Here is a 23144-nt window from a genome sequence, read left to right on the forward strand (position 1 = left end):
TCACTTCCCACTCAAAGCTGTACGGCCCGGCTCGAACGGTGGCTTACGCCACCGCTCGAGCTTCTCCGATAACGGAATACGCCGAAGCGTCACCCTGGAAGACGCGGCTGCGTTCGCCCTTGACGCTGACCGGAATGTCGCCGGCAAGGGTGATTCGGTGCAACCGCCGGTGCTCCTGTCCGAAGTCGGCGACTCCGTAGTGCTGGGTGGCGCGGTTGTCCCAGATGGCCAGGTCGCCCAGTTGCCAGTTCCACCGGATCGTGTTCTCGGGACGGGTGATTCGCTCCTGGAAGAGCTGGAAGAGCACGCGCGACTCGGAGCTCTTGACGTCGGAGATTCGCTGCACGAAGTTACCCAGGAGCAGGGAACGTTCCCCGCTCTCGGGGTGCACCCGCACCACGGGGTGCTGCGTCTCGTACGTGGTGGAGTTGAACGTCTGGATGTAGTTCAGGAACTCCTCCGACTTCAGCAGTTCGGCATACTTCTCGAGCTGCTTGGAGTCCGTCAGATCCAGCTGCGTGTAGTCGAAGGCGTTGCTGTGCACCGCCCAGAGCTCGTCCGCCAGCCGTGCCAGCGGCTCGGGCAGCTCCTGGTAAGCGGTGACGGTGTTGGCCCACAGTGTCGTCCCGCCGTAGGACGGCAACTCCACGGCCCGCAGCAGTGATGCCTTGGGAACGCGGTCCACGAACGTGACGTCGGTGTGCCAGCTGTTGGCGCTGGTGCCGCCGAAGGAGTCGATGGGAAGAATCGCGCCCTCGCCCTTCAGCAGCGGATGCGGGGCCGTCGGGGTGCCCAGCAAGTTAGCGAACTCGGCCTGACTGGCATCGTCGAGATGGTGCTGCCCACGGAAGAAGATGACCTTGTGGGCCACCAAAGCGTCGTTGATCGCGGTGACGGTCTCGTGGTCCAGGTCACCGCCCAACCGGACTCCGTCGATCCGGGCACCGATGTATTCCCCGAGTTTCACCACGTCCAAGTCGGCGCGGGTGGACAACGATTGGCTGGACATAAAACTTCTCCTTTATTGGTCTGGCTGGTTCATGAAAGAGTCGAGCCGGCGCGCGGTAATCCGGCGCGTCTGCTGGCCTAATGCGTTTCGGCGGAATTATTTTCGAATGAGATCGGGCCAGATGTCAGCCCCAGCGGGCAGCCTCGGCAGTGTCGCGGGCCAGCATCGCCAAGGTGTTGGTCTCATGGGTGGTGGCCATCGCACGGTAGACCAGCACCAACTCCTCCATGGCCTGATTCCACTGCGCCTGCCACGCCTGATACGTCGTACCCGTATCGCCCTGCCATGCCGCCGACAATGCCGCCTGCTCAGCGGCGATATCAGCGCCGACGGCTTGCAACGTCGCTGCGTGCCCATTCATCTCCCCAGCGTGCGCAAGCATCGCCGGGTAGTTGTACAGAATCTGTGACATCACTCAATCCCTTCTGCTCAGAACCCGGTGTAGGTGCTCGCCGCGGCCGCATCGGCAGCCACGTAGGTACCGCTGGCATCCGCCAGATTGGCCTGAGCCAGATCCAGCAACACGTTCACGCGCGCCGCCAAGGCCACAAACCGGGCGTGCGAACCCTGAAACGCTGCAGCCGCCTCACCCAGATGAAACGCCTGCGCCGCCAACGCCGTTTGTTCTGCCTGCGCCATCGTCGACCGCATCAACGCCGCCTTGGCACCGAATGCCGACTCCGACGCCACCAACTGCGGAATATGCGCATCCAACAGACTCATCGCTTATCTCCTGTCCACTTCGATTGCCTTGTGTTCACCGACCCTCAACTCTCTTCGTTATCTGCGGCTCCTTCAGTCGATGGACCGGTCCAGCTGGCCGGCAACAGTGGCTCGCTGGGAACGTCATTGAAGGAGTCGCGGACCAGGGTGGCCAATCCCGCCTCTTGCACACCGTGTTTGACGATGTTTCCGCCGAACCCGATCGCACCCGCGCTCCCCTGCGAAGCGATCGGGCTGCCGCCCGCCGGCGATTCCCATTCGGCGTCCACTTCGACGTTCATGTCGGCGAATTGGTGTCCGTGATCACGAATCTGCGTACGCCGTCGCCGCCGCGCCCGTGAGGCTCGTCGCGCCGCCGACTCCTCTGCCGCCGAGTCCGACGCCGGACTCTTCGCCTGCGCGCCGGTGCCGGTTCCGGTCCGGTTGTTCGAATCGAATCCGACACCGGGACCGCCGCCGAATCCGATCATGTACGGAAAGGCGAATCCAGCGGCGGGAGCAGCCGCTGCGGGCGCCGGCGGAGATGCCCCGCCCGGAGCGCTGGCCGGAGGAGCGGCTGCCGGGGACCCGGTGGCCGGGACGGACCCGGCCACCACGCTCACCACGTGCCCATGCGAGCCCGTCGTGACCGGCGCGGCGGGGGCTGCTGCAACTTCAGCGACCGCGTCGATCATCATGGGCAGCGCGAACGGCCGCGGCAGGGCTGCCAGGGCCGAAAGCGCGCTCAGGCTGGCAAACGGCGAGGCAAGGCTGGAGGAGATCGCAACGCCCAGCTCGATCGCGGTCAGCGGATGCGCCAGCAACCACGGTGCGAGGGTCACCGGGTTGAGCAGCAGCAGCGCTACTTCGGGGTTCTCCGCAAAATTAGCGACGATGTAGTCGATCTCCTGGATCTGAGTCAACGTGTTCTTGAGCCAGTACGCCAACGTCAACGGGTTGGTGTAGGCGTTATAGGGCAGGCCGTCGATGGTGCCCGTCACCGGATCCCAGCGGAGGCCGAAGACCGCATGCACCACGTCGGAGATGCCTTCGAGGAAGGGATCGGTCCATCGGCGGGCAGGGTCCCACGGGTCCGACGAATCCGCGGCACCCGCCGAGGCGAGGATCGCCGGCGCCGCAGGGGTCGGCGGGATCGACGCGGCTGCGGCGCCGGCGACCGCCTGGTAGGTGCTCATCGTCGTGGCGGCCTGGACCCACATCCGCGCGTAGTCAGCCTCGTTGAGCGCGATCGGAACGGTGTTGACCCCGAAGAAGTTCGTCGCCAACAACACTCCGTGCGCGGCGTGATTGGCGGCCAGTTCGGCCATCGTGGGCATCGCCGCCAACGCGGTGATGTAGGCGGCCGCCACGCTCTCATGCTGGGCGGCCGCCGCGGCACTGTCGGCGCTGGCCTGCGTCAGCCACGCCAGGTAGGGAGCGTGTGCGGTCACGTAGGTTTGCGCGCTCGGCCCTTGCCACACCCCGGCCTGTACCGCAGCAAGCACCTCACCGAGTTCGGTGGCTGCTGACGCGTACTCTGCGCTCAGCGCTTTCCACGTCCCGGCCGCGGCCAGCACCGGACCCGGACCCGGGCCACTGCTCAGCAGCGTGGAATGGACCTCCGGCGGCAACGCCATCCACGTCGGGGCGGTCATGTCAGCCGCCCCGGTTCGGACGGCTCAGGCCGCCGCTCGATCCCCAGCGCCGATTCCGCCCCCAACGGCGCAACCGGCGCATCCAACAAACTCACGGTCTATCTCCATTTCGACGTTGATTGCCTTGCTTCACCCACGGTCAGTCACTGCGGTGGTGACCCACCTGCCCCGTTGCTGGACTGACCGGTCCAGGTGCTCGGCATCAACGGCTCAATGGGAAGACCATTGAAGGAATCACCGGCGAGGGTGGCTAAACCTGCCTCTTGCGCATCGTGTTTGACAACACCGCCGCCGAAGCCGCGTTGTCCCGCGCCCCCCTGGGAGGCGCTCGGACCGTCATCCGGCGTCTCCCACTCCGGGTCGGCATCCATGTCGGCGTACTGGCGCGCCTGCTCATTCAGCTGGGCACGTCGGCGCCGTCGGTTCCGGGCCTGCCGCCGCGCCGCCGACTCCTCCGCGGCGGAGTCCGAAGCCGGGCTTTTCGCCTGCGCGCCGGTGCCGTTTCCGGTCCGGTTGTTGGTATTGAATCCGACTCCGGGACCGCCGCCGAAACCGATCATGTAGGGGAACACGGCACCCATGCCCGCCGCCGCCGGGGCAGCCGGCGCCGGTGCCGATCCGGCCGGGGCGCTCGCCGGCGGCGCTGCCGCCGGGGACCCCGTCGCGGGCACGGATGCGGACACACTCACCAGATGCAGGTTCGAGCCCGTCGTCACCGGCACGCCCGGCGCCGAAGCGGTCTCGGGAACCACGTCGACCAGAAGGGGCAGGTCGAACGGCCGCGGCAGGTTGGCCAGGGCGGACAACGCACTGAGGCTCGCAAACGGTGCGGCAAGGCTCGCGGAGATCGCGGCGCCCAACTCGATGGCGACCAGGGGATGCGCCAGCAGGAATGTCGCGAGGTTCGCCGGGTTGAGCAGGAGCAGCGCCACTTCCGGGTGCAGTCCCACGTTGCTGATGACGTAGTCGAGCTCCTGGATGAGGGTCACCGTGTTCTTCACCCAGTACGACAGGGTCAGCGGGTTGACATGCACCGAATAGGGCAGCCCTTCGACGGTGCCGGCCGCTGGGTCCCAGCTGATCCCCACCCACCGCAGTACCTCGGCGATACCTTCCAGGAACGGGTCGGTCCAGGTGTGTGCGGGACCCCACGGGTCCGCCGCATCCGCCGATCCAGCTGAGGCCTCCGTCTTGAGGATCGCCGGCGCCGGAGGGGTCGGCGGCGCCGACGCGACCGCGGCACCCGCGACCGCCTGGTAAGTGCTCATCGTGGTGGCCGCCTGAACCCACATTCGCGCATAGTCGGCCTCGTTGAGCGCGATCGGGACCGTGTTGATCCCGAAGAAGTTGGTCGCCACCAGTACCCCGTGAACGGTGTGATTGGTGGCCAGTTCCGCCAGCGTCGGCATCGTTGCCAACGCGGCGGTGTAGGCGGTGGCCACGGTCTCGTGCTGGGCGGCCACCGCGGCACTGTCGGCGGTCGCCTGCGTCAGCCATGTCAGATAGGGCGCATTCGCGGCCGCGTAGGACTCCGCGCTCGGCCCCCGCCACGCGCCGGCTTGAACCGCTCCCAGCACCTCGCTCAGTTCTGCTGCGGTCGCTGCGTATTCGGCGCTGAGCGCATTCCATGTCCCGGCCGCCGCCAGCACTGGGCCAACGCCTGGCCCGCTGCTCAGCAGTGTCGAATGCACCTCCGGGGGCAGTGCCATGTACGCCGGAGCGGTCACGCTAACCGCCCCAACTCGGATAGACCGACGCCGCGACGGCGTCACCGGCGGCGTAGTTGAGCCCCGCCTCGCCGACACCGATACCGGACCGGCCCAGCTCTGCCGTGCCGTGAGTTGCGATCTCGACATGCCGTCCGCCGAAGAGGCTCAACGCGAGCGCGCTCTGCAGCGACACCGGGTCGGCCGCCGGGGGAACCACCGCGGTGATGACGGGCGTGGCGCCGGCGTGTACAGCGGCCAGCCGGGCGGTCAGTGCCTCCACGCGGGCGCAGGCGGCTTCCAGTCCTTCGGGGACGACATGTAGTGCCATGACGCATCTCCTTTCGCACTGGACGACAAACCCGGGTGGTTGGCCTGGTGAGTACTCATACGACACCAGGAACCGCCCTGTGTCGATGCCGACGTCAGCCTTGCTCGACGCGCTGAGCGGGACGACAGTCACCGCTCGCTCCCTTGCTTAATTTTGTTTATGTTGTGGCACAACGGTTTTCATAAGGCGCCGAGGTCTGAACTGAGCGCTCGCCGCGGCTGCGGCCAGTTTGAATCAGCAGGTGACGAAAGTCCCACCGGCACTTGGATTATCGAAAACACGTCAGCGTCGTTCCTCGCAGAGCGGCCAGCTGAGGCGCGCTACGGAAAGTCGAACGCTTGATATCGAGATGATGCCGCTGAGGGACGAAAACTGTTGCACTGTCGACTATTACGGTCACACACACGCTCACGCAACGCGGATCGAACCGCTCGCGCGCACGACAGCACGAAGCAATGATGCCTTGGACGGCATAAGGATTCGCAGCGATCAGCTGCTCGGGACCGTTCAGCTGGTCGCAACCAGCACTCGGGCCACGCAACGTGCCGCCGGATCGCCGGTAGGAGGCAGGTTTGGGGAAGAATCTGGGCCCGCAAACGGTGCCTTTGAAACAAGACGTGACGTAGTGATCACGCAGGTATCGCGACCAGTAGCCGCGTAGGGTCACCTAACGCCTGACGCCTCGTCAGATGTCAGAGAAAGTGGCGGCGACATCGCCACTGGCGATTCAGCTGCCGATCCCGCGACATTTCGCAGGCAGGAAGGATTGTGCCGGCGGCCAGCGTCAAAGCGGCCATCAGGACCTCCGTGGATGGGCAGATCGGTTTCAAGCCCGGCGCGCCGCCACGACGCGCACTCGCTCATCAAACGACTACTCCGATGTAGTGCGGCCAGCGTAGCGATGTGACTGACAAAGGCGCAACAGACACCGGAAGCGACGAGGACGCGTCGGCGGCACGCCAGGAATCCGTCCCTCCCATCGAGAGCAAACCTTGTGAGTTATGTCTACGACAGCCGCGATGACAAACGTTCCGACCGGCTCGCTGCGGCCAATGCCATTGCGCTGCAGGCTGGTTGACATTTGTTCGAGCAGTCCTTGCGCTCAGCGACCGGAATCGACGACGCCCCACGTGCCGGCCAGCGGCAAACCCTCACCGCGGAAATGGCGCGGATGCTCGGTGCCAGCCCCGAAGGCGTGTACCGAATTGCATTCCCAGTGAGCTGAAAGTTGTCTTTCCGAGTGCGGCTACGGCCGGGTTTATTCGGCTTCGAGGGCGGCCAGCACCTCATCGGACACATCGACATTGGTCCACACGTTCTGCACGTCGTCACTGTCCTCAAGCGCCTCGACCAGCTTGAACACCTTACGAGCCGCCTCGACATCGACCGCCACACTCACCGACGGCACAAAACTGGCCTCCGCCGACTCATAATCGATCCCCGCCTCCACCAGCGCCGAACGCACCGCCACCAAATCCCCCGGCTCCGACACCACCTCGAAGCTCTCCCCCAGATCATTGACATCCTCAGCACCGGCATCCAACACCGCCGCCAACACGTCATCCTCGGACAAACCGTTCTTATCCAAGGTCACCGTGCCCTTACGACTGAACAGATACGCCACCGACCCCGGATCGGCCATCGCCCCACCATTGCGCGTCATCGCCACCCGCACCTCACTGGCAGCACGATTACGGTTGTCGGTCAAACACTCGATCAACACCGCCACCCCATTCGGCCCATACCCCTCATAGGTGATCGTCTGATAATCCGCCCCACCGGCTTCCTCACCAGCACCACGCTTACGCGCCCGCTCAATATTGTCATTGGGCACCGAGTTCTTCTTCGCCTTCTGAATGGCATCGAACAACGTCGGATTACCCGACGGATCACCACCACCAACCCGCGCCGCAACCTCAATATTCTTAATCAACCGCGCAAAATTCTTCCCACGACGCGCGTCGATGACCGCCTTCTTGTGCTTCGTGGTAGCCCACTTGGAATGGCCGCTCATCGATCACCTACCTCACTGTCGCAAAAAAAATCGGCGCGACGAGTCTACGTGTCAGTCCTGCCCACGCGCCGGGGGCTGCTGCGGCGGGAAAAACCCGGGCACCCAGCGCTCGATCAGCGCCGCGTAGTCGACGCGCGCGTCGAGCTGCACCGCAACCCCCAGCAGGCCGCCCAGCGTGCGCAGCAACATCACGTAACCCGCTGGCAGCGTCATCTGCCGCGCCATCTTGAAGCGGTCGGCGAAGCCTTCCGCCATGGGATCGGTGGTGACCAGCGCCGACTTCTGGAACCACTTGCGGGTGAAGTGGAACTCCCCCGAGCGCAGCGGGTCGATGTAGGGCCACAGCGGCTGCATGTACTCCACCAGCTGTTCGGCACTCAGCTCATAGTCGGCGGGCATGAATCCGAGCTTCTTGAGCAGCCGGATCGCCTCGTCCCACTGCTCGTCTCGCGCCCAGCACAGCAGTTCGGCGAACTCCGGCGGAATACCGCCGGGGTGTTCGGCCACCGCGCCGAAGTCGATAACACTCAGGCGTCCGTCGGGAAGCAGGATGAAGTTGCCCGGGTGCGGGTCGGCATGCACCAACCCGGCCCGCGCCGGTGAGCTCAAGGCGAACTCCAGCAGCAGCGCACAGGCCGAGTCGCGTTCCTGTTGGGTGCCGCCGCTGATGACCGCCGACAACCGCCGGCCCTCGACCCACTCCGAAACGATGACCTTCGGCGCGCTGGCGATAACCGCCGGGACGAAGAATTTCGGGTCATCGGCGTAGGCCTTGGCGAAGGCACGCTGGTTGTCGGCCTCCTGCCGGTATTCCAGCTCCGCTTCCAGGGTGTCGTTGATCTCCGAGACCACCCGGTCCACGTCGGCCCCGGGCACCACCTGCTTGGCGACCCAGTTGAATCGCTGAATCAGTTTGAGGTCGGCGCGCAGCGCCTCGTCCGCACCGGGATATTGGATCTTGACGGCGACGTCGCGCCCGTCCTTCCAGACCGCCCGGTGCACCTGCCCGATGCTCGCCGAGGCGGCGGGGGTGTCGTCGAAGGACGCGAAGCGCTCCCGCCACTTGGTGCCGAGCTGGGCGTCGAGCACCCGGTGCACCTTGGCCGCCGGCAGCGGTGGGGCTTCGCTCTGCAACTTGACCAGCGCCTCGCGGAAGGGTTCGGCGAACTGCGGAGGAATCGCGGCCTCCATCACCGACAGCGCCTGGCCGACTTTCATCGCGCCGCCCTTGAGCTCGCCGAGCACCTTGAACATCTCGTCGGCGGCCTTTTCCAGAAGCTCGGCGTTGACCTCGTCCTTGGACTTGCCGGTCATCCGCTTGCCCACGCCCAAGGCGGCCCGGCCCGCTACCCCGGCCGGGAGGCTCGCCAGTTTCACTGCGCGGCGAAATCCGCCCCGCGCCAGATCTGCCATGACCCCATCATGCCTGGCCGGCGCCGGAGGCGGTATGCCCGGGCACCCCTGGGGTGCCCGCGCGGCCCGCAAACCCCTCAGGCCGCTCCGGTGACGATGTCGACGAAAAGGCCGTGAACGCGGCGGTCGCCGGTCACCTCCGGGTGAAACGACGTGGCCAGCACGCTGCCCTGCCGCACCGCGACCGGATGCCCGGCGGCCTGGGCGAGCACCTGCACGCCGTCACCGACGCGCTCCACCCAGGGCGCCCGGATGAACACCGCGTGCACCGGCTGCGCCAGGCCGTCGAAGTCCAGGTCACCTTCGAAAGAGTTCACCTGCCTGCCGAAAGCGTTGCGCCGCACCGCCATATCGATACCCGATAGCGGAATGGCGGCGCGGCCCGGCACTCCGGCGTCGATGATCTCGCTGGCCAGCAGGATCATGCCCGCGCAGGACCCATAAGCCGGCATCCCCTCGGCCAACCGAGCCCGCAGGGGCTCCACCAGCTCCAGCTCCCGCAACAGGTGGCTGATCGTGGTCGACTCGCCGCCGGGAATCAGCAGCGCGTCCACCGCGTCCAGCTCCGGGCGGCGGCGTACCGGCACCGGGTCGGCGCCGACAGCGCGCAGCGCCGCGAGGTGTTCCCGGACGTCGCCCTGCAGTGCGAGCACGCCGATCTGCGGGCCGCTCACCGTTCGGTCGGGGCAGATCCGGACGGGAACCGGGTCAGCCCCTCCTGCATGACCGCTGCCACCAGGTCGCCGGACCGGTTGTAGATCTTGCCCTGGGTCAGCGCCCGGCCGGCCCACGCCGACGGCGACGACTGGTCGTAGAGCAGCCATTCGTCGGCCCGGAAGGGCCGCATGAACCACATCGCGTGGTCCAGGGACGCCACCTGCAACTGATCGCGCACGTCGGGGTGAATCGACCAGGAGGCGCCCAGCAGCGTCAGATCACTCATGTAGGCCAGTGCACAGATATGCAGCACCGGGTCGTCGGGCAGCGGATCGCGGTGACGGAACCAGACCTGCTGCTCGGCGGCCCTGCCGGCAATTCCCGGCAGCTGTTCGGGCGGCACCCGGCGCAGATCCCATTCGGCGAACGCTTTGAAGCCTTCGTCGTCGAAGGCCTTCATCGCGCCGATGTCGGGCAGATCCTTCGGATCGGGAGCGTGCGGCATCAGATCCTGATGTTCGATGCCCCGCTGCCCGCGCTGAAACGACGCCGACATGTTGAAGATGGTGTTGCCGTGCTGGATGGCGTCGACCCGCCGCGTGCAGAACGAACCGCCGTCGCGCACCCGCTGGACCAGAAAAACCGTGGGCGCCTTGGCGTCTCCCGGCCGCAGGAAGTAGCCGTGCAGCGAGTGGACGCCGAAGCTCGGATCCACGGTGCGCACCGCCGAGACCAGGGCCTGCCCGGCGACGTGCCCGCCGAAGGTGCGCTGATTGTCATCGGAATGCGGACTGAACACACTTCCGCGGTAGATGTCGACCTCGAGCTGCTCGAGATCGAGGATCTCTTCGATTGCCACGAGGTGGTTACCAGCCGCGTTCGGCGAGCCGGTGCGGCGCAGCGATGTCCTCCACGTTGATGCCGACCATCGCCTCGCCCAGGCCGCGCGACACCCTGGCCAGCACGTCCGGGTCGTCGTAGAAGGTGGTCGCTTTGACGATGGCCGCCGCGCGCGCCGCCGGGTCCCCGGACTTGAAGATTCCGGAACCGACGAACACGCCTTCGGCGCCGAGCTGCATCATCATGGCTGCATCCGCCGGAGTGGCGATCCCGCCGGCGGTGAACAGCGTCACCGGCAGCTTTCCAGCCCGTGCCACCTCGGCGACCAGCTCATAGGGCGCCTGCAGTTCCTTTGCGGCAACGAACAATTCGTCTTCGGACAGCGACGAGAGCCGACGGATCTCGCCGCCGATGGCTCGCATGTGGGTGGTGGCGTTGGAGACATCGCCGGTGCCGGCCTCGCCCTTGGAGCGGATCATGGCAGCGCCCTCGGTGATCCGGCGCAGCGCCTCACCCAGGTTGGTCGCACCGCACACGAAGGGCACGGTGAAGCGCCACTTGTCGATGTGGTGGGTGTAGTCCGCGGGGGTCAGCACCTCGGACTCGTCGATGTAGTCCACCCCGAGGCTCTGCAGGATCTGCGCCTCGACGAAGTGCCCGATCCGTACTTTGGCCATCACCGGGATGGTGACCGCCGCGATGATGCCCTCGATCATGTCCGGGTCGCTCATCCGCGAAACCCCGCCCTGGGCCCGGATGTCGGCCGGTACCCGCTCCAGGGCCATCACCGCGACCGCGCCGGCGGCCTCCGCGATGCGTGCCTGGTCAGGCGTGACGACATCCATGATGACGCCGCCCTTGAGCATCTCGGCCATGCCGCGCTTTACCCGCGCAGTACCCGTTTGTCCGTCGGGTGCCGAACCGTTCTGCGCCGCGCTGTCCACTGAATACTTCTCCTTGCTGGCCACTGATACCCGCTCAGTGTAGTGGGCTGCCGCCAGCCGTTTTCCCGCTGATAACCGCTACGGTGCCGATAACGGCCCCGCCGGTCACATCGTCAAAACCATCCGGTAGCGCGCCTGCCCCTGCTCCATGGCGGCATATGCCTGCGCAGCCTGGGCCAACGGCCGCTGTTCGATGCGGGCGCGCACCCCGGAAAGCACCGCGAAACGCATGGTCTCCTCGACGTCTCGGGCAGTTCCCGACGGGTGACCGGTGACACTGATCCCCGGGGTGATCAGCTGGGCGGGGGCGATGGGCAGCGGATCGGCGGTGACGCCGATGATGACCAGTTCGCCCCGCGGCGCCAGCCCCCCGAGGGTTTCAGCCATCGCGCGCGAATTGGCCGCGGTGGCCAGCACCACCGCGACTCCGCCCAGCGCGGCCATCGCCTCGGCGACGTCGCCTGCTGTGGAGTCGATGTAGTGGTGTGCGCCGAGGGCATAGGCGTCGGCGACCTTGGCGGCACCGCGAGCGATCGCGATCGTCTCGAAACCCATGGCCCTGGCGAACTGCACGCCCAGATGCCCCAAACCGCCCAGGCCGAGCACCGCGACACGGTCCCCGGGCAGCGCCGCGGTCGAGCGCAGCGCATGGTAGGTGGTGACACCGGCGCAGCCCATGGGGGCGGCCTCGACGAAGGACAACTCGTCGGGGATCCGGGCCAGTGCGCTCACCGGAACGGTGACCGATTCGGCGTAGCCGCCGGGGTAATGCCAGCTGGGCACCTGGCCGTTGACGCAGTGGATGAAATCGCCCTTGCGGCACGGAATGCAGTGGCCGCAGTTGCCGCCGAACCAACCGACCGCGACCCGGTCACCGACCTGCCAGTCCGTCACGCCCGCACCCAGCTCGGCGATGGTGCCGGCGATCTCGTGCCCGAGCGTCACCGGCCAGGTCATCCCGGGGAAGCCACCGTTGACAAACACATGATCGGTGCCGCAGACGCCACAGGCGGCAACAGCGATGCGAACGTGGCCGGGGCCTGGCGGTTCGGTCTCGACATCGACGAGTGTCAGCGGGGCATCGACTGACGCCACGTGAACAGCGCGATGTGTCGGCATGCAGGCCTCCCGAGGTTGCGGAGCTGATTCGCCCGAGGCCTGCTCAGCTTAAGCCGCGCCGGTCAGGAAATCCGGCGAAGACCGGCATCGGCACCGACGTCGCCGTCGGCCAGGCGCGCCACTTCGGCCAGGCGGTCGCCCAGTTCCAGCGGGTAGACGGTCTCCCCCGCGGCGGCCAGCGCCTTGATCTGTGCGGCATCACACCATCGGTGACCGCGCAGGTAGCGGTGTTCCAGCCGGGTGCGGCCCGCTCCGGATGGTTCGAATCGCGCCGTGCGGTAGGCGAAGAAGAACTCCTGGCTGTCCAGGCGCTCGCCGTTGAACTCGAACACGGCGTCACGGCGCCAGATCGGCCCCACCAGCTCGCCCGGATCGACCCGCAGACCGGTCTCCTCGCCCAGCTCGCGCGCCGCCGCGTCGGCAAGGGTTTCGTCGGGCCGAACCTGGCCGCCGATGGTGAACCACCAGCGCGGCACGGGGTTCGCCGGGTCCTCGGCCAGGGCGGGATCCTGGCCGCACAGCAGCAGCACCGATCCGGCTTCGTCGAGCAGCACCACCCGCGCCGAGACGCGGGGCCGCAGCACACCCCGACCGCCGTGGGCAACCATGCCCGCCCGCTCGACGATCTCGAAATAGGTTGGCATCGGCGCGGTTCCACCCAGGTGCAGGGCCCGGACCAAGGGACGCTCACGCAATGCCACGGTGTCGCGGACCGCGTCGTTGTGGAACCGGCGGGCCAACAGCACCCGGGCTTCGGCGTCGGCCAACTCGGCCACCATCACATGGGGCAACGACTCCGCATCGACCATCGCAAGCTCGGCCGACAGTGCGTTCTCGGCGGCCTCCCGCGCAGCGCGCGGTGCTCGCTCGGCGACATCGGCCAAGGCGGCCAGCCGCCGGCCGGCCACATCGTCGCCGTAGGCGTCGATCGCGATCGCCCGGGCCACCACCGCCCGGCGTGCCAGCGCCCCGTCGAGTGCCTGCCAGGACAGATCGCACCGCACGTGCAGCCGGTTGAGCCGGTTGGCGGTCTGGTAGGCCCAGGCCACCGCGGCGGCCAGGACCGCCACCCCGGTCAGCACCAGTATGGTCGCGACGATGGTCAACGGCATCAGTCGCCCACCGTGACCTTGCTGCCCACCCCGGCGACCGTCTCGTAGACCCGGATGATCTGGTCGGCCACCACCGGCCAGTCGAATCGGCGCACCGCCTCAGCACCGGCGGCTACATAGGCGGCCCGCAGCGCGTCGTCGTCGAGAAGCTCGATCAGGGCGGCGGCCAGCGCCTCGTGGTCGTCGACCGGCACCAGCCGGCCCGCCTGCCCGTCGTTGAGCACCCTGCGGAAGGCGTCCAGGTCGCTGGCGACCACCGCGGTACCGGCGGACATCGCCTCGGCCAACACGATGCCGAAGCTCTCGCCGCCGGTGTTGGGTGCGCAGTACACGTCGGCACTGCGCAGCGCCGATGCCTTCTCTGCGTCGTCGACCTGCCCCAAGAAGCGCAGATGTTTCGCCAACTTGCCTGCGGCACGGCACAGTTCGTCTTCATCGCCCCGCCCGACAATCAGCACTTCGACGTCGCGGTGCGTCTCCGCCAGGGCTGGCAGCGCTCCCAGCAGCACCGCCATACCCTTACGGGGTTCGTCGTAGCGGCCCAAGAACAGCACCGTTCGCCCCGCGCGCGGATAGCCCGGCAGTGGCTGTGCCGCCGCGAAGGACGCCACATCCACCCCGTTGGGGATTTCCACCGCGTCCGAACCCAGGGCCTCCATCTGCCAGCGCCGGGCCAGGTCGGACACCGCGATCCGGCCGATGATCTTCTCGTGCATCGGACGCAGCAGTGCCTGCACCACACTGAGCGTCAGCGACTTGGTCGTCGAGGTGTGAAACGTCGCCACGATCGGCCCCTCGGCCACGTTCAGCGCCAGCATCGACAGGCTGGGGGCGTTCGGCTCGTGCAGGTGCAGGACATCGAAATCACCGTTGGCCAGCCACTTTTTGACCTTTCGGTGCGCAGCCGGGCTGAACTGCAGCCGGGCCACCGAGCCGTTGTAGGGAATGGCAACCGACTTACCGCCCGAGACCACGTAATCGGGCAGGGTGACATCCGGGGAGGCGGGCGCCAGCACGCTGACGTCATGTCCACGGGTCCGCAGCACCTCCGAAAGCTGCAGCACATGAGCCTGCACCCCGCCCGGCACATCGAACGAGTAGGGGCAGACCATGCCGATACGCATCAGGTCTCCCCCAAGCGGGCCCGTCGCGATTCGGGCAGGTCGGCGATCCATTGCGGCTGCATCATGTGCCAGTCCTGCGGGTAAGCCGCGATGCCCTCGGCGAACTTGTCGGCCAGCGCCTGGGTGATCACGCCCACGTCCCCGCTGTCGCAGTTCAGCGGGGCGCCGATGTCGATGCCCCAGCCCGCGCCGTCGAACCAGCAGTGTGCCGGCAACAGCGCCGCGCCGGTAGCCAGAGCAAGTTTGGCCGGGCCGGCCGGCATCCGAGTGGTTTCGCAGAAGAACTCGACCGGTACTCCGTTGCGCGTTAAGTCGCGGTCCGCCATCAGAGACACCAGGCCATTGCTTGAAAGTCGTTCGGTGAGGATTTCGAACGGCGGCCGGGCTCCCCCGGACAGTGGTATCACCTCGAACCCCAGGCTCTCCCGAAAGGCCAGGAACCGCCGGTAGAGCGATTCGGGTTTGAGGCGTTCGGCGACGGTGGTGAAGCCGCCGTAAGTCTGGGCCAGCCATACCCCGCCCATGTCCCAGTTGCCACTGTGCGGCAACGCCAACACCGCCCCCCGGCCGGCCGTCAGTGCCGCGGTGATGTGCTCGTTTCCCCGCACCGATGCGTCCAGCTGCGCCGCCACCGCCGCGTGGTCCATGGCGGGTAGGCGGAACGCCTCTCGCCAGTACCGGGCGTAGGACGCCAGCGAGGCCCGCATCAGCTCCGCCGGCACCTGCGACGGATCCACACCGATGATGCGAGCCAGGTTCTTGCGCAGCTGTTCTGGCCCCCCGCCGCGGGCCGCGTACAGCGCGCCGGCGTCGAAAGCGTTGCGTGCGACGGCTTCCGGCATCGCGCGTACCAGCATCCAGCCCGCGGCGAATCCGGCGTCGGTGGCCCAGGCGTCCAACTGACTGAGCCCGGGAACTCGCAGGCCGCTCGGGATGAGGGTCACGATTCGGAGGTTTCCTCGCCGTCGGACACCCGCGGCAGCGGCTCCACGGCGCCCGGTGAGGTGCGCACGGTGTGCAACCGCTGGGCGCAGGTGATCAGGCTGGCCACGGCCAGCAGCCACATCGCCACGGGCAAAGCCCACGGCAGCGGGAATACCGGCAGGCCGGATAGGCCGGCTCCGACCAGCACGATGATCAGTCGTTCGGGGCGTTCGATGTAGCCGCCGTCGCCCCGCAGTCCGCTGGCCTCCGCCCGGGCCTTGATGTAGGAGATGACCTGCGATGTGACCAGGCAGATCAGGGTCGCCACCACCAGCGGGGGGTTGCCCAACCCGAACGCCGCCCACCAGGCCAGCCCGCAGAACACCGCGCCGTCGCTGATGCGGTCGCAGGTGGCGTCCAAGACCGCGCCGAACGCGCTGCCGCCGCCGCTTTCCCGGGCCATCGCCCCGTCGACCATGTCGAAGTGCACGAAGAACCAGACCACCAGGGTCCCGGCGAACAGCTGGCCGGTGGGAAACAGCGTCAGCGCCGCGATCACCGCGCCGGCGGTGCCCACCATGGTGACGATGTCGGCGGTGAGCCCGGCCCGCAGCAGGCATCGCGCCACCGGCGTGGTGATCCCGGCGAACGTAGCCCGCGACAGGAACGGCAGTCTGCTCATTGCTGTTTGACCCACTCGTCGGCGAGCAGCCGGCGGGTGTCGCGCAACAACTGCGGGATCACCTTGGAACCGCCCACGATCGTGATGAAGTTCGCGTCACCGCCCCACCGCGGCACCACGTGCACGTGCAGGTGCTCGGCCAGCGAACCGCCGGCCGACTCGCCGAGATTGAGCCCGACGTTGAACCCGTGCGGGTGGGATACGGCTTTGATGACCCGGATCGACTTCTGGATGAACGCCATCAATTCGGCGCCCTCCTCGTCGGTGAGGTCTTCGAACTCCGAGAATCGCCGGTAGGGCACCACCATCAGATGCCCGGGGTTGTACGGGTAGAGGTTGAGCACCGCGTAGACGTGCTCGCCACGCGCCACCACCAGACCGTCCTCGTCGGACATCGCCGGGATATCGGTGAACGGTTGAGTGGACCGCGCAGACGCCCCGGACTCCGCGCGCTTGAGCGGCGCCTCGGCCAGATAAGTCATCCGGTAGGGCGTCCACAGCCGTTGCAGCCGGTCGGGTTCACCGACGCCGGTGTCTATCAGCTCCGCCGGCGCATCCTTGTCCTGGTCTCCGCTCATGGCGTCTCGCTCGCCGTCAGGCGCGCCCGAAGCGTCTCCGCGGTCGGCGCGGTGTTCTCGCGTGCCGCGATCCAGCCGGCAATGGCCGCCACCGCCTGCTCGCGCGGGACCCCGTTGATCTGGGTGCGATCCGCGAAGCGGAAGCTGACCGCTTCGGCCTCGACGTCCCGGTCGCCGGCCAGCAGCATGAACGGGACCTTCTGGTTGGTGTGGTTGACGATCTTCTTGGGCATCCGATCGTCGCTGGCGTCCACCTCGACCCGAACGCCGTGCCGGCGCAGCTGGGCGGCCAGGTCTTCCAAGTAGGGCACGTGTTGGTCGGCGACCGGGATGCCGACCGCCTGGATCGGCGCCAGCCAGGCCGGGAAGGCACCGGCGTAGTGCTCGGTCAGCACCCCGAAGAACCGTTCGATGGAACCGAACAACGCCCGGTGGATCAGCACCGGCCGCTGGCGGGTTCCGTCGGAGGCGGTGTACTCCAGTTCGAAACGGTCCGGCATGTTGAAGTCGAGCTGGATGGTCGACATCTGCCAGCTGCGCCCGAGGGCGTCCTTGACCTGGACCGAGATCTTCGGCCCGTAGAACGCCGCACCGCCCGGGTCGGGCACCAAGGTCAGCCCGGAGGCCTCGGCGACCTCGCGCAGCGTGTCGGTGGCCTCCTCCCAGACCTCGTCGGAGCCCACGTACTTGTCCGGGTCCTTCGTGGACAGCTCCAGGAAATAGTCGTCCAGGCCGTAGTCGGCGAGCAGGTCGAGCACGAAGCGCAGCAACGAGGCCAGCTCGTCGCGCATGCTCTCCCGGGTGCAGTAGATGTGTGCGTCGTCCTGGGTCATCCCGCGCACCCGGGTGAGCCCGTGCACCACACCGGAGCGTTCGTAGCGGTAGACGCTGCCGAACTCGAAGAGCCGCAACGGAAGTTCGCGGTACGAGCGTCCGCGCGACCGGAAGATCAGGTGGTGCATCGGGCAGTTCATCGGCTTGAGGTAGTAGTCCTGGCCGGGTTTGCGCAGGGTGCCGTCTTCGGCGAACTCCGCGTCGATGTGCATGGCCGGATACATGCCCTCGCGGTACCACTCCAGGTGCCCGGACGTCTCGTAGAGCTCGGACTTGGTGATGTGCGGGGTGTTGACGAACTGATAGCCCGCCTCGATGTGCTTACGCCGCGAGTACTCCTCGAGCTCGCGCCGGATGATTCCGCCTTTGGGGTGGAAAACCGGTAGGCCCGAGCCGATCTCGTCGGGGAAGCTGAACAGGTCCAGTTCGACCCCGAGCTTGCGGTGATCGCGCCGCAGTGCCTCTTCGATCAACTCCAGATGGCTGTCCAGCGCCTCCTGCGATTCCCATGCGGTGCCGTACACCCGTTGCAGGCTGGCGTTGTTCTGATCGCCGCGCCAGTAGGCCGCCGATGAGCGGGTGAGTTTGAAGGCGGGGATGAACCGCGTGGTCGGGATGTGCGGCCCTCGGCACAGATCGCCCCAAACCCGTTCCCGGGTACGGGGGTTGAGGTTGTCGTAGGCGGTGAGCTCGTCGCCGCCGACCTCCATGATGTCCGGGTCGTCGGCCTTGCCGAAGTCGGCGGAGACCAGCTCCAGCTTGTAGGGCTCGCCGGCCAACTCGCCGCAGGCGGCGTCCTTGGACTCATACACCCGCCGGGAGAAGAGCTGCCCTTCCTTGATGATGGCGCGCATCCGCTTCTCCAGCTTGGCCAGATCTTCGGGAGTGAACGGCTCCGGCACGTCGAAGTCGTAGTAGAAGCCGTCGGTGATCGGCGGCCCGATACCGAGTTTGGCCGCCGGGAACAGATCCTGGACCGCCTGGGCCAGCACGTGCGCGCAGGAATGCCGGATCACGCTGCGGCCGTCGTCGGTGTCGGCGGCGACCGGGGTGACCTCGGCGTCAGCGGCGGGCGTCCAGCTCAGGTCGCGCAGCCGCCCGTCGGCGTCGCGCACCACCACGATGGCGTCCGGTGCGCCCCGTTCGGGCAGGCCCGCCGCGCGCACCGCTGCGGCCGCGGTGGTCCCGGCGGGAACCCGGATCGGGACGGGCTGTGCGGGCGCGCTCATGACGTGGTCTCCAAGGGGGTGCTAGGGGCTAGAAACGTCCGCGACCATGCTATCGGGGGGGCTGTGGGCGAACCGTTCGGGAGTGCACCGCCGTCATGGTTGACCGGGTTTGAGCACCACGAACAACGCCTCGCCGTCGGCCAGCACGGTGTCACCGTCGCAGAGTGTGGTCTCGACAAAGATCTTGCGGCCCTCGGTCCTGCTCACCCACGCCCGGACCTGCAACTCTTTCTCGATCGGGACGATCTGGCGGTAGTTGACGTGTAGGTAGGCGGTGCGCTGGTAGTCCCCGCCGGTCAGCATCCAGGACGCGGTACCCAACACCGAGTCGAACAACAGCCCGATAGCCCCGCCGTGCGCCGCACCGTTGCGGCCCAGGTGGAATCGCCGGAAGCGGGCCCAGCCGCTCAGCCGCCGCTCGCCGTCCCGCTTCAGCTTCATCGGCACCGCCAGCACATTGCCGCGCATGGGCAGGTCCAGCCGGCGACCGGACGGCGACGACCACTCGTCGGTGTCGAAGGGGGCCAGCAGCTCACACACGCTCTGCAGGGCGTCGGCAGCCCGGCTGATCACCTCGGCGGGAGCGTCGGCGGCACGGGCATGGTCCTGCAGGGCGCGCACATTGTCCAGGAAGCGGCCGTAGTCCGGCCCGCCCTTCTGGGTCGGTTCGGGCGGATTGAAGCCGCCGCCGGCGTGTGTGGCTGTCATCCCCCTATTTAACGTTCCGGCCAATGCCGGGCGAACGGCGCGCCCGCGGTGGCAAGGTGGGGCCGTGGAATTGAGCACGCTGCGTGAGCTGCCGCTCACCTACCCCGAGGTGGGCGCCACCGCCGGAACGCTGCCCGCCGGCTATCACCATCTGGATCTGAGCGCCCCGATAGGCACGGGCAGGCAACGCTTCGAGGAGGCCGGCGACGCGGTGCTGCGCTGGGGGATGCTCCGCGGCGCCGGCGTCGGGGTACGGGTGAAGGCTGACCGCGAGGTCGCCGAGGTGGACGCCGTGGTGCTGGTTCGCCTGGGACTGATGACCGCACCGTGCCGGGTCGTCTATGTGGTGTCCGAGCCCGACCGGCGCGGCTTCGCCTACGGCACCCTGGCGGGGCATCCCGAATCCGGCGAGGAGCTGTTCGCGGTGCGCTACGACGCCGCCGATGACACGGTGTACGCCCAGATTCGGGCGTTCTCCCGGCCGGCCACCTGGTGGACCAAGGCAGCCGGACCGATCGGGCCCTTTCTGCAGCGCACCATCGCCACCCGTTATCTGCGAGCGGTGTGACGGGTCAAGCCCAGCGCGCCAGCAGCCGTTGCGCCCCGCTGCACAGCTCGTCGATCACCACCGCCACCGGGCGGCTGTCGGTGAGCATGCCGACGCTCTGACCGGCGTCCACCGGGGCGAGTCGCTGATCGCCGTCGGCGATCGCGGCTGCCAGTTCCGATCTCGCATCTCGATCGGCGGCCAGCGCATCCTCATGACCGGCCCAGCGGCCGGTGAAATCGTTGCGCAACACCCGCGACGGGAACCACGCCGGCCAATCCAGACGCTGCCCGACATCGAAGACCCGGGTGGTGATCGTGTCGGTGCCGGTGGCTGCGATCAGCGCGCGGCGGGCACCCTCGCCGGTCAGCGCCTCGGGGCATGCCGACAACACGGTTCCCAGCCAGGCTCCCGCGGCGCCGGCGGCCAGCACAGCGGCCAGGCTGCGCGGCCCGGCGATCCCACCGGCGGCCAGCACCGGAACCTCGACGACCTCCAGAACGGCGTCCAGCAGGGGCAGCGTGGCAAGCCGGATCGCGCCGTGGCCGCCGCCCTCGGCTCCGCGCGCCACCAGCACGTCCACTCCGGCGTCCCGGGCCCGGCGGGCGGTCTCGGCGTCGTAGACCTGGGTGGCAGCCGCAATCCCGGCCCCGTGTGCCCGCTGCACCCAGGAAAGGTTGACGCCGAAGCTGACCGACAGCAACGTCGGGCCGGCAGCCAGCGCCGCCTCCAGTAAGTCGGGTTGGTCGCGGATCACCCAATCCACCAGGCCTATTCCGAACCGGGGCGCGGTGCCCAGCGCGGCCAGTTCGGTCGCCAGCGACGCCGCGGTGGCGGTGCTGCCCATGCCGATCATCCCCAGCCCGCCCGCGGCGGTGACGGCCGCGGCCAGCCGCCCGCCGGCCACCCCACCCATAGGTGCGTTGAGGATCGGCACCCGCAGTCCGGCCCCCTGCGACCAGGAGGTGCGCAGCGGCACGCTCAGTGCGATGCGCTCTTGGCGACGGTCAGCAGCACCACGGAGTCCTTCAGCGACTCCAGCGCATGCCGGGTGCGGGGCAGGGTGACCAGTTCACCGGCCGCACCCTCCCAGGTGTCTGAGCCGGCGGTCAGTCGCACCCGGCCGCGCAGCACCTGCAAGGTCGATTCGCCGGGGCTGTCGTGTTCGGCCAGCGATTGGCCGGCCTGCAAGGCGACCAGAGTCTGGCGAAGGTGGTGCACCGACCCGCCGTAGACGGTGTGGGCGGCTCGGCCGCTGTGGTGCTGGGCCGCCTCGGCGAGCTTCTCGTCGGCCAACGCGTTCAGCGATGTCGATTCCATCGGTACTCCTTCGGCTCGGTGTACGGGGTGGGAGCGTGGGACGGTTCAGCCGGACAACAGCAGGATGCCCATGCCGATCAGCGCGGCAACCTTGATCAGTTCCAGTGCGACATAGGCGTAGTGCGCCCGGGAGCGGGGCGCCTGCAACCCGGCCAGCACCTGGTCGGCCCGGCGGCGCAGGGCTGGGCGCACCGCAAGCACCTGGGCCGACAGCGTCGCCACGGCGACGGCGTAGGCCACGGCGGTACCGACGGGGGGCCGCTGCGCGGCGAAAGCGGCCGCGATCACCGCAGCCAGCAGAAATTCGGCCGAGTTGAGGCCGCGGAAGACCAACCGGCCGATGCCGAGACCGATCGGGACGGTCACGCCGGGCGCCCGAAACCTCAGCGGCGCCTCCAGGAACGAAATCGCGGTCACCATCCCCAGCCAGAGGAAGGTGGCGGCGGTCGCAACGGAGGCGCCGGCGCTCACCCGGTGGACCCTGCGGTGCGCGTCACGCCCGGGGCGGAGCGGGCGACCGGCGTTCCGTTGCCGGCCGCCGGCTTCAGATGCGCCACGCACAGGTCGGGCTCGTGGAAGGGGTCGAGACGATCGACGGTCAGCGGCGATCCCCAGGCTTCCAGCACGCCCTGCATCAATCCCTGATGAATCGGGCAGACCACTTCGGCCGACGTTTGGGCGAGTTCCAGGAACGGGCAATGCCGCAGCCCGAACTGTTCTTCGCCGGTGGTGTCGGGATCGAGGGTCTCGGGCTCGAATCCCATTTCATCGAGCATTTCCAGCAGCTGGCCGGTGGACTCGTCGGGGTCGACGGGTCCGTCCGGGGGTTGCAGGGGGCGCAGGCGCTGTCCCCAGGCCCGGCCCGCGGCCAGCGCCTTGGTGCTGGGATCGGAGTCGGCGGCCAAGCCCATGGTGAGGATTTCGGCGAGCAGCCGGAACCGGCGGGTGCCGCCACGGTCCATCTGCCGGATGGCGCGGAACATCAGCGCCGGCCGGCCCCGGCCCTTGTGATCGGTTGCGGTGTGCTCGACCCGGCCTTCCTCGACCAAGGTGTCCAAGTGGAACCGCACCGTATTGGGGTGCACGCCCAGTTCGTCGGCGATCTGCGCGATGCTCAGCGGTTCGTCAGCGGCCTGTACCAGCCGAAGAACGTCGAGGCGACGTCCTCCCGATGGCGCAGGCGACTTGGCGATGTCGCTCACTCCCCCTGGGGGGGGTAGCTGGCCACCAGCGGAGTGTCGATGCCGAGCGGGCCGATCTTGGCGGCGCCGCCGGGGGATCCGAGGGCCTCGTCGCGCCCCGGCAGGGCCTCGGTGAAGAAGGCCGCGTTGTCGGCCTGGTGCGGCTGGAGCTCGTCGGGGAGGTCATCTTCGTAGTAGATGGCCTCGACCGGGCACACCGGCTCGCAGGCTCCGCAGTCCACACACTCGTCCGGGTGGATGTAAAGGGCTCGCCCGCCTTCGTAGATGCAGTCAACCGGGCACTCCTCCACGCAGGCCCGATCCATCACGTCAACGCACGGCTTCCCGATCACATATGCCATGGGCACAGAGTTTACACAAGGCAATTTGTAGAAACGAGAAAGGCGAACCTAAACGCCCACGGCCGGTTTGGGCGCCCCGCGCGCCCCCGCGCTGGACGGCATTCCCGGCCTGACCGGGCCCGGAAACGGTTGGGCTCGTTGCGGATTCACCGA

At 67.9% G+C, this 23144-nt stretch carries 25 protein-coding genes; 1 reads left to right on the forward strand and 24 read right to left on the reverse strand.

Translation table 11 applies throughout. The annotated features are described in order from the left end of the window. Positions 1 to 43: 43 nt before the first annotated feature. The 19 genes from G6N14_RS09125 to G6N14_RS09215 all read right to left on the reverse strand — a co-directional run bounded on the left by G6N14_RS09125 (position 44) and on the right by G6N14_RS09215 (position 19581). Complete coding sequence (locus G6N14_RS09125) at positions 44 to 1009, reverse strand: TauD/TfdA dioxygenase family protein (RefSeq protein WP_085135938.1); 966 nt, start codon at positions 1007 to 1009, stop codon at positions 44 to 46. Between the two features lie 124 nt (positions 1010 to 1133). After that, positions 1134 to 1421 (reverse strand): WXG100 family type VII secretion target, encoded by a 288-nt coding sequence (locus G6N14_RS09130; protein ID WP_085135937.1) that lies wholly within the window; start codon positions 1419 to 1421, stop codon positions 1134 to 1136. A gap of 17 nt (positions 1422 to 1438) precedes the next feature. Then, entirely contained in the window at positions 1439 to 1732 is a 294-nt protein-coding gene (locus G6N14_RS09135; RefSeq protein WP_085135936.1) for a type VII secretion protein EsxS, read from the reverse strand. A 44-nt stretch (positions 1733 to 1776) separates the two neighbouring features. After that, on the reverse strand, positions 1777 to 3366 hold the full coding sequence (locus tag G6N14_RS09140) for a PPE domain-containing protein (RefSeq protein WP_085135935.1): 1590 nt from the start codon (positions 3364 to 3366) through the stop codon (positions 1777 to 1779). A 143-nt stretch (positions 3367 to 3509) separates the two neighbouring features. After that, positions 3510 to 5093 (reverse strand): PPE domain-containing protein, encoded by a 1584-nt coding sequence (locus tag G6N14_RS09145; protein ID WP_085135934.1) that lies wholly within the window; start codon positions 5091 to 5093, stop codon positions 3510 to 3512. Between the two features lies 1 nt (position 5094). Beyond that, positions 5095 to 5403 (reverse strand): PE family protein, encoded by a 309-nt coding sequence (locus G6N14_RS09150; protein ID WP_085135933.1) that lies wholly within the window; start codon positions 5401 to 5403, stop codon positions 5095 to 5097. 1258 nt (positions 5404 to 6661) lie between these two features. Continuing rightward, on the reverse strand, positions 6662 to 7417 hold the full coding sequence (locus G6N14_RS09155) for a YebC/PmpR family DNA-binding transcriptional regulator (RefSeq protein ID WP_163787107.1): 756 nt from the start codon (positions 7415 to 7417) through the stop codon (positions 6662 to 6664). Between the two features lie 51 nt (positions 7418 to 7468). Further along, the gene (locus tag G6N14_RS09160; protein ID WP_085134398.1) at positions 7469 to 8830 is read right to left on the reverse strand and encodes an ABC1 kinase family protein; all 1362 of its coding nucleotides are present in this window, start codon (positions 8828 to 8830) and stop codon (positions 7469 to 7471) included. Between the two features lie 77 nt (positions 8831 to 8907). Then, positions 8908 to 9504 (reverse strand): pyridoxal 5'-phosphate synthase glutaminase subunit PdxT, encoded by a 597-nt coding sequence (pdxT, locus tag G6N14_RS09165; RefSeq protein ID WP_085134399.1) that lies wholly within the window; start codon positions 9502 to 9504, stop codon positions 8908 to 8910. Then, complete coding sequence (gene tesB / locus G6N14_RS09170) at positions 9501 to 10346, reverse strand: acyl-CoA thioesterase II (protein ID WP_085134400.1); 846 nt, start codon at positions 10344 to 10346, stop codon at positions 9501 to 9503. Before tesB ends, pdxT begins: the two co-directional genes overlap by 4 nt. A 7-nt stretch (positions 10347 to 10353) precedes the next feature. Further along, positions 10354 to 11271 (reverse strand): pyridoxal 5'-phosphate synthase lyase subunit PdxS, encoded by a 918-nt coding sequence (pdxS, locus tag G6N14_RS09175; RefSeq protein WP_085134401.1) that lies wholly within the window; start codon positions 11269 to 11271, stop codon positions 10354 to 10356. 105 nt (positions 11272 to 11376) lie between these two features. Further along, positions 11377 to 12390 (reverse strand): alcohol dehydrogenase catalytic domain-containing protein, encoded by a 1014-nt coding sequence (locus G6N14_RS09180; RefSeq protein ID WP_085134402.1) that lies wholly within the window; start codon positions 12388 to 12390, stop codon positions 11377 to 11379. 62 nt (positions 12391 to 12452) lie between these two features. Next, the gene (locus G6N14_RS09185; protein ID WP_085134403.1) at positions 12453 to 13502 is read right to left on the reverse strand and encodes an NUDIX hydrolase; all 1050 of its coding nucleotides are present in this window, start codon (positions 13500 to 13502) and stop codon (positions 12453 to 12455) included. After that, positions 13502 to 14626 carry a glycosyltransferase family 4 protein gene (locus G6N14_RS09190; RefSeq protein WP_085134404.1) on the reverse strand — a complete coding sequence of 375 codons (1125 nt, stop codon included), beginning with the start codon at positions 14624 to 14626 and terminating at the stop codon, positions 13502 to 13504. Before G6N14_RS09190 ends, G6N14_RS09185 begins: the two co-directional genes overlap by 1 nt. Further along, complete coding sequence (locus G6N14_RS09195) at positions 14626 to 15570, reverse strand: phosphatidylinositol mannoside acyltransferase (RefSeq protein ID WP_085134405.1); 945 nt, start codon at positions 15568 to 15570, stop codon at positions 14626 to 14628. Before G6N14_RS09195 ends, G6N14_RS09190 begins: the two co-directional genes overlap by 1 nt. After that, positions 15567 to 16232, reverse strand: a complete 666-nt coding sequence (pgsA, locus tag G6N14_RS09200) for a phosphatidylinositol phosphate synthase (RefSeq protein ID WP_085134406.1) — start codon at positions 16230 to 16232, stop codon at positions 15567 to 15569. Before pgsA ends, G6N14_RS09195 begins: the two co-directional genes overlap by 4 nt. Next, positions 16229 to 16810, reverse strand: coding sequence for an ATP adenylyltransferase (locus tag G6N14_RS09205; RefSeq protein ID WP_085134407.1), 582 nt, complete (start codon positions 16808 to 16810; stop codon positions 16229 to 16231). The genes pgsA and G6N14_RS09205 overlap by 4 nt, the downstream gene beginning before the upstream one ends. Next, positions 16807 to 18873 carry a threonine--tRNA ligase gene (thrS, locus tag G6N14_RS09210; protein WP_085134408.1) on the reverse strand — a complete coding sequence of 689 codons (2067 nt, stop codon included), beginning with the start codon at positions 18871 to 18873 and terminating at the stop codon, positions 16807 to 16809. Before thrS ends, G6N14_RS09205 begins: the two co-directional genes overlap by 4 nt. A gap of 93 nt (positions 18874 to 18966) precedes the next feature. Continuing rightward, positions 18967 to 19581, reverse strand: a complete 615-nt coding sequence (locus tag G6N14_RS09215) for a PaaI family thioesterase (RefSeq protein ID WP_085134409.1) — start codon at positions 19579 to 19581, stop codon at positions 18967 to 18969. A gap of 64 nt (positions 19582 to 19645) precedes the next feature. On the opposite strand from G6N14_RS09215, the gene G6N14_RS09220 reads away from it, so the two are divergent. Next, a complete protein-coding gene (locus G6N14_RS09220) occupies positions 19646 to 20149 on the forward strand; it encodes a DUF1990 domain-containing protein (RefSeq protein WP_085134410.1) in 504 nt (167 codons plus the stop codon). Positions 20150 to 20153: 4 nt separating this feature from the next. Here the strand turns inward: G6N14_RS09220 and G6N14_RS09225 are convergent, their stop codons facing one another. From G6N14_RS09225 to fdxA, 5 genes are all read right to left on the reverse strand, one after another. Then, entirely contained in the window at positions 20154 to 21044 is an 891-nt protein-coding gene (locus G6N14_RS09225) for an NAD(P)H-dependent flavin oxidoreductase (protein WP_085134507.1), read from the reverse strand. Positions 21045 to 21109: 65 nt separating this feature from the next. Continuing rightward, positions 21110 to 21448 carry a cupin domain-containing protein gene (locus tag G6N14_RS09230; protein WP_085134411.1) on the reverse strand — a complete coding sequence of 113 codons (339 nt, stop codon included), beginning with the start codon at positions 21446 to 21448 and terminating at the stop codon, positions 21110 to 21112. A gap of 45 nt (positions 21449 to 21493) precedes the next feature. Continuing rightward, complete coding sequence (locus tag G6N14_RS09235; protein WP_085134412.1) at positions 21494 to 21919, reverse strand: hypothetical protein; 426 nt, start codon at positions 21917 to 21919, stop codon at positions 21494 to 21496. After that, positions 21916 to 22650, reverse strand: a complete 735-nt coding sequence (locus tag G6N14_RS09240) for a helix-turn-helix transcriptional regulator (protein WP_085134413.1) — start codon at positions 22648 to 22650, stop codon at positions 21916 to 21918. The genes G6N14_RS09235 and G6N14_RS09240 overlap by 4 nt, the downstream gene beginning before the upstream one ends. Continuing rightward, positions 22647 to 22991 carry a ferredoxin gene (fdxA, locus tag G6N14_RS09245; RefSeq protein WP_085134414.1) on the reverse strand — a complete coding sequence of 115 codons (345 nt, stop codon included), beginning with the start codon at positions 22989 to 22991 and terminating at the stop codon, positions 22647 to 22649. Before fdxA ends, G6N14_RS09240 begins: the two co-directional genes overlap by 4 nt. Positions 22992 to 23144 lie beyond the last annotated feature (153 nt).

It is taken from the genome of Mycolicibacter hiberniae (genome assembly GCF_010729485.1).
In the GTDB taxonomy this organism is placed as follows: domain Bacteria; phylum Actinomycetota; class Actinomycetes; order Mycobacteriales; family Mycobacteriaceae; genus Mycobacterium; species Mycobacterium hiberniae.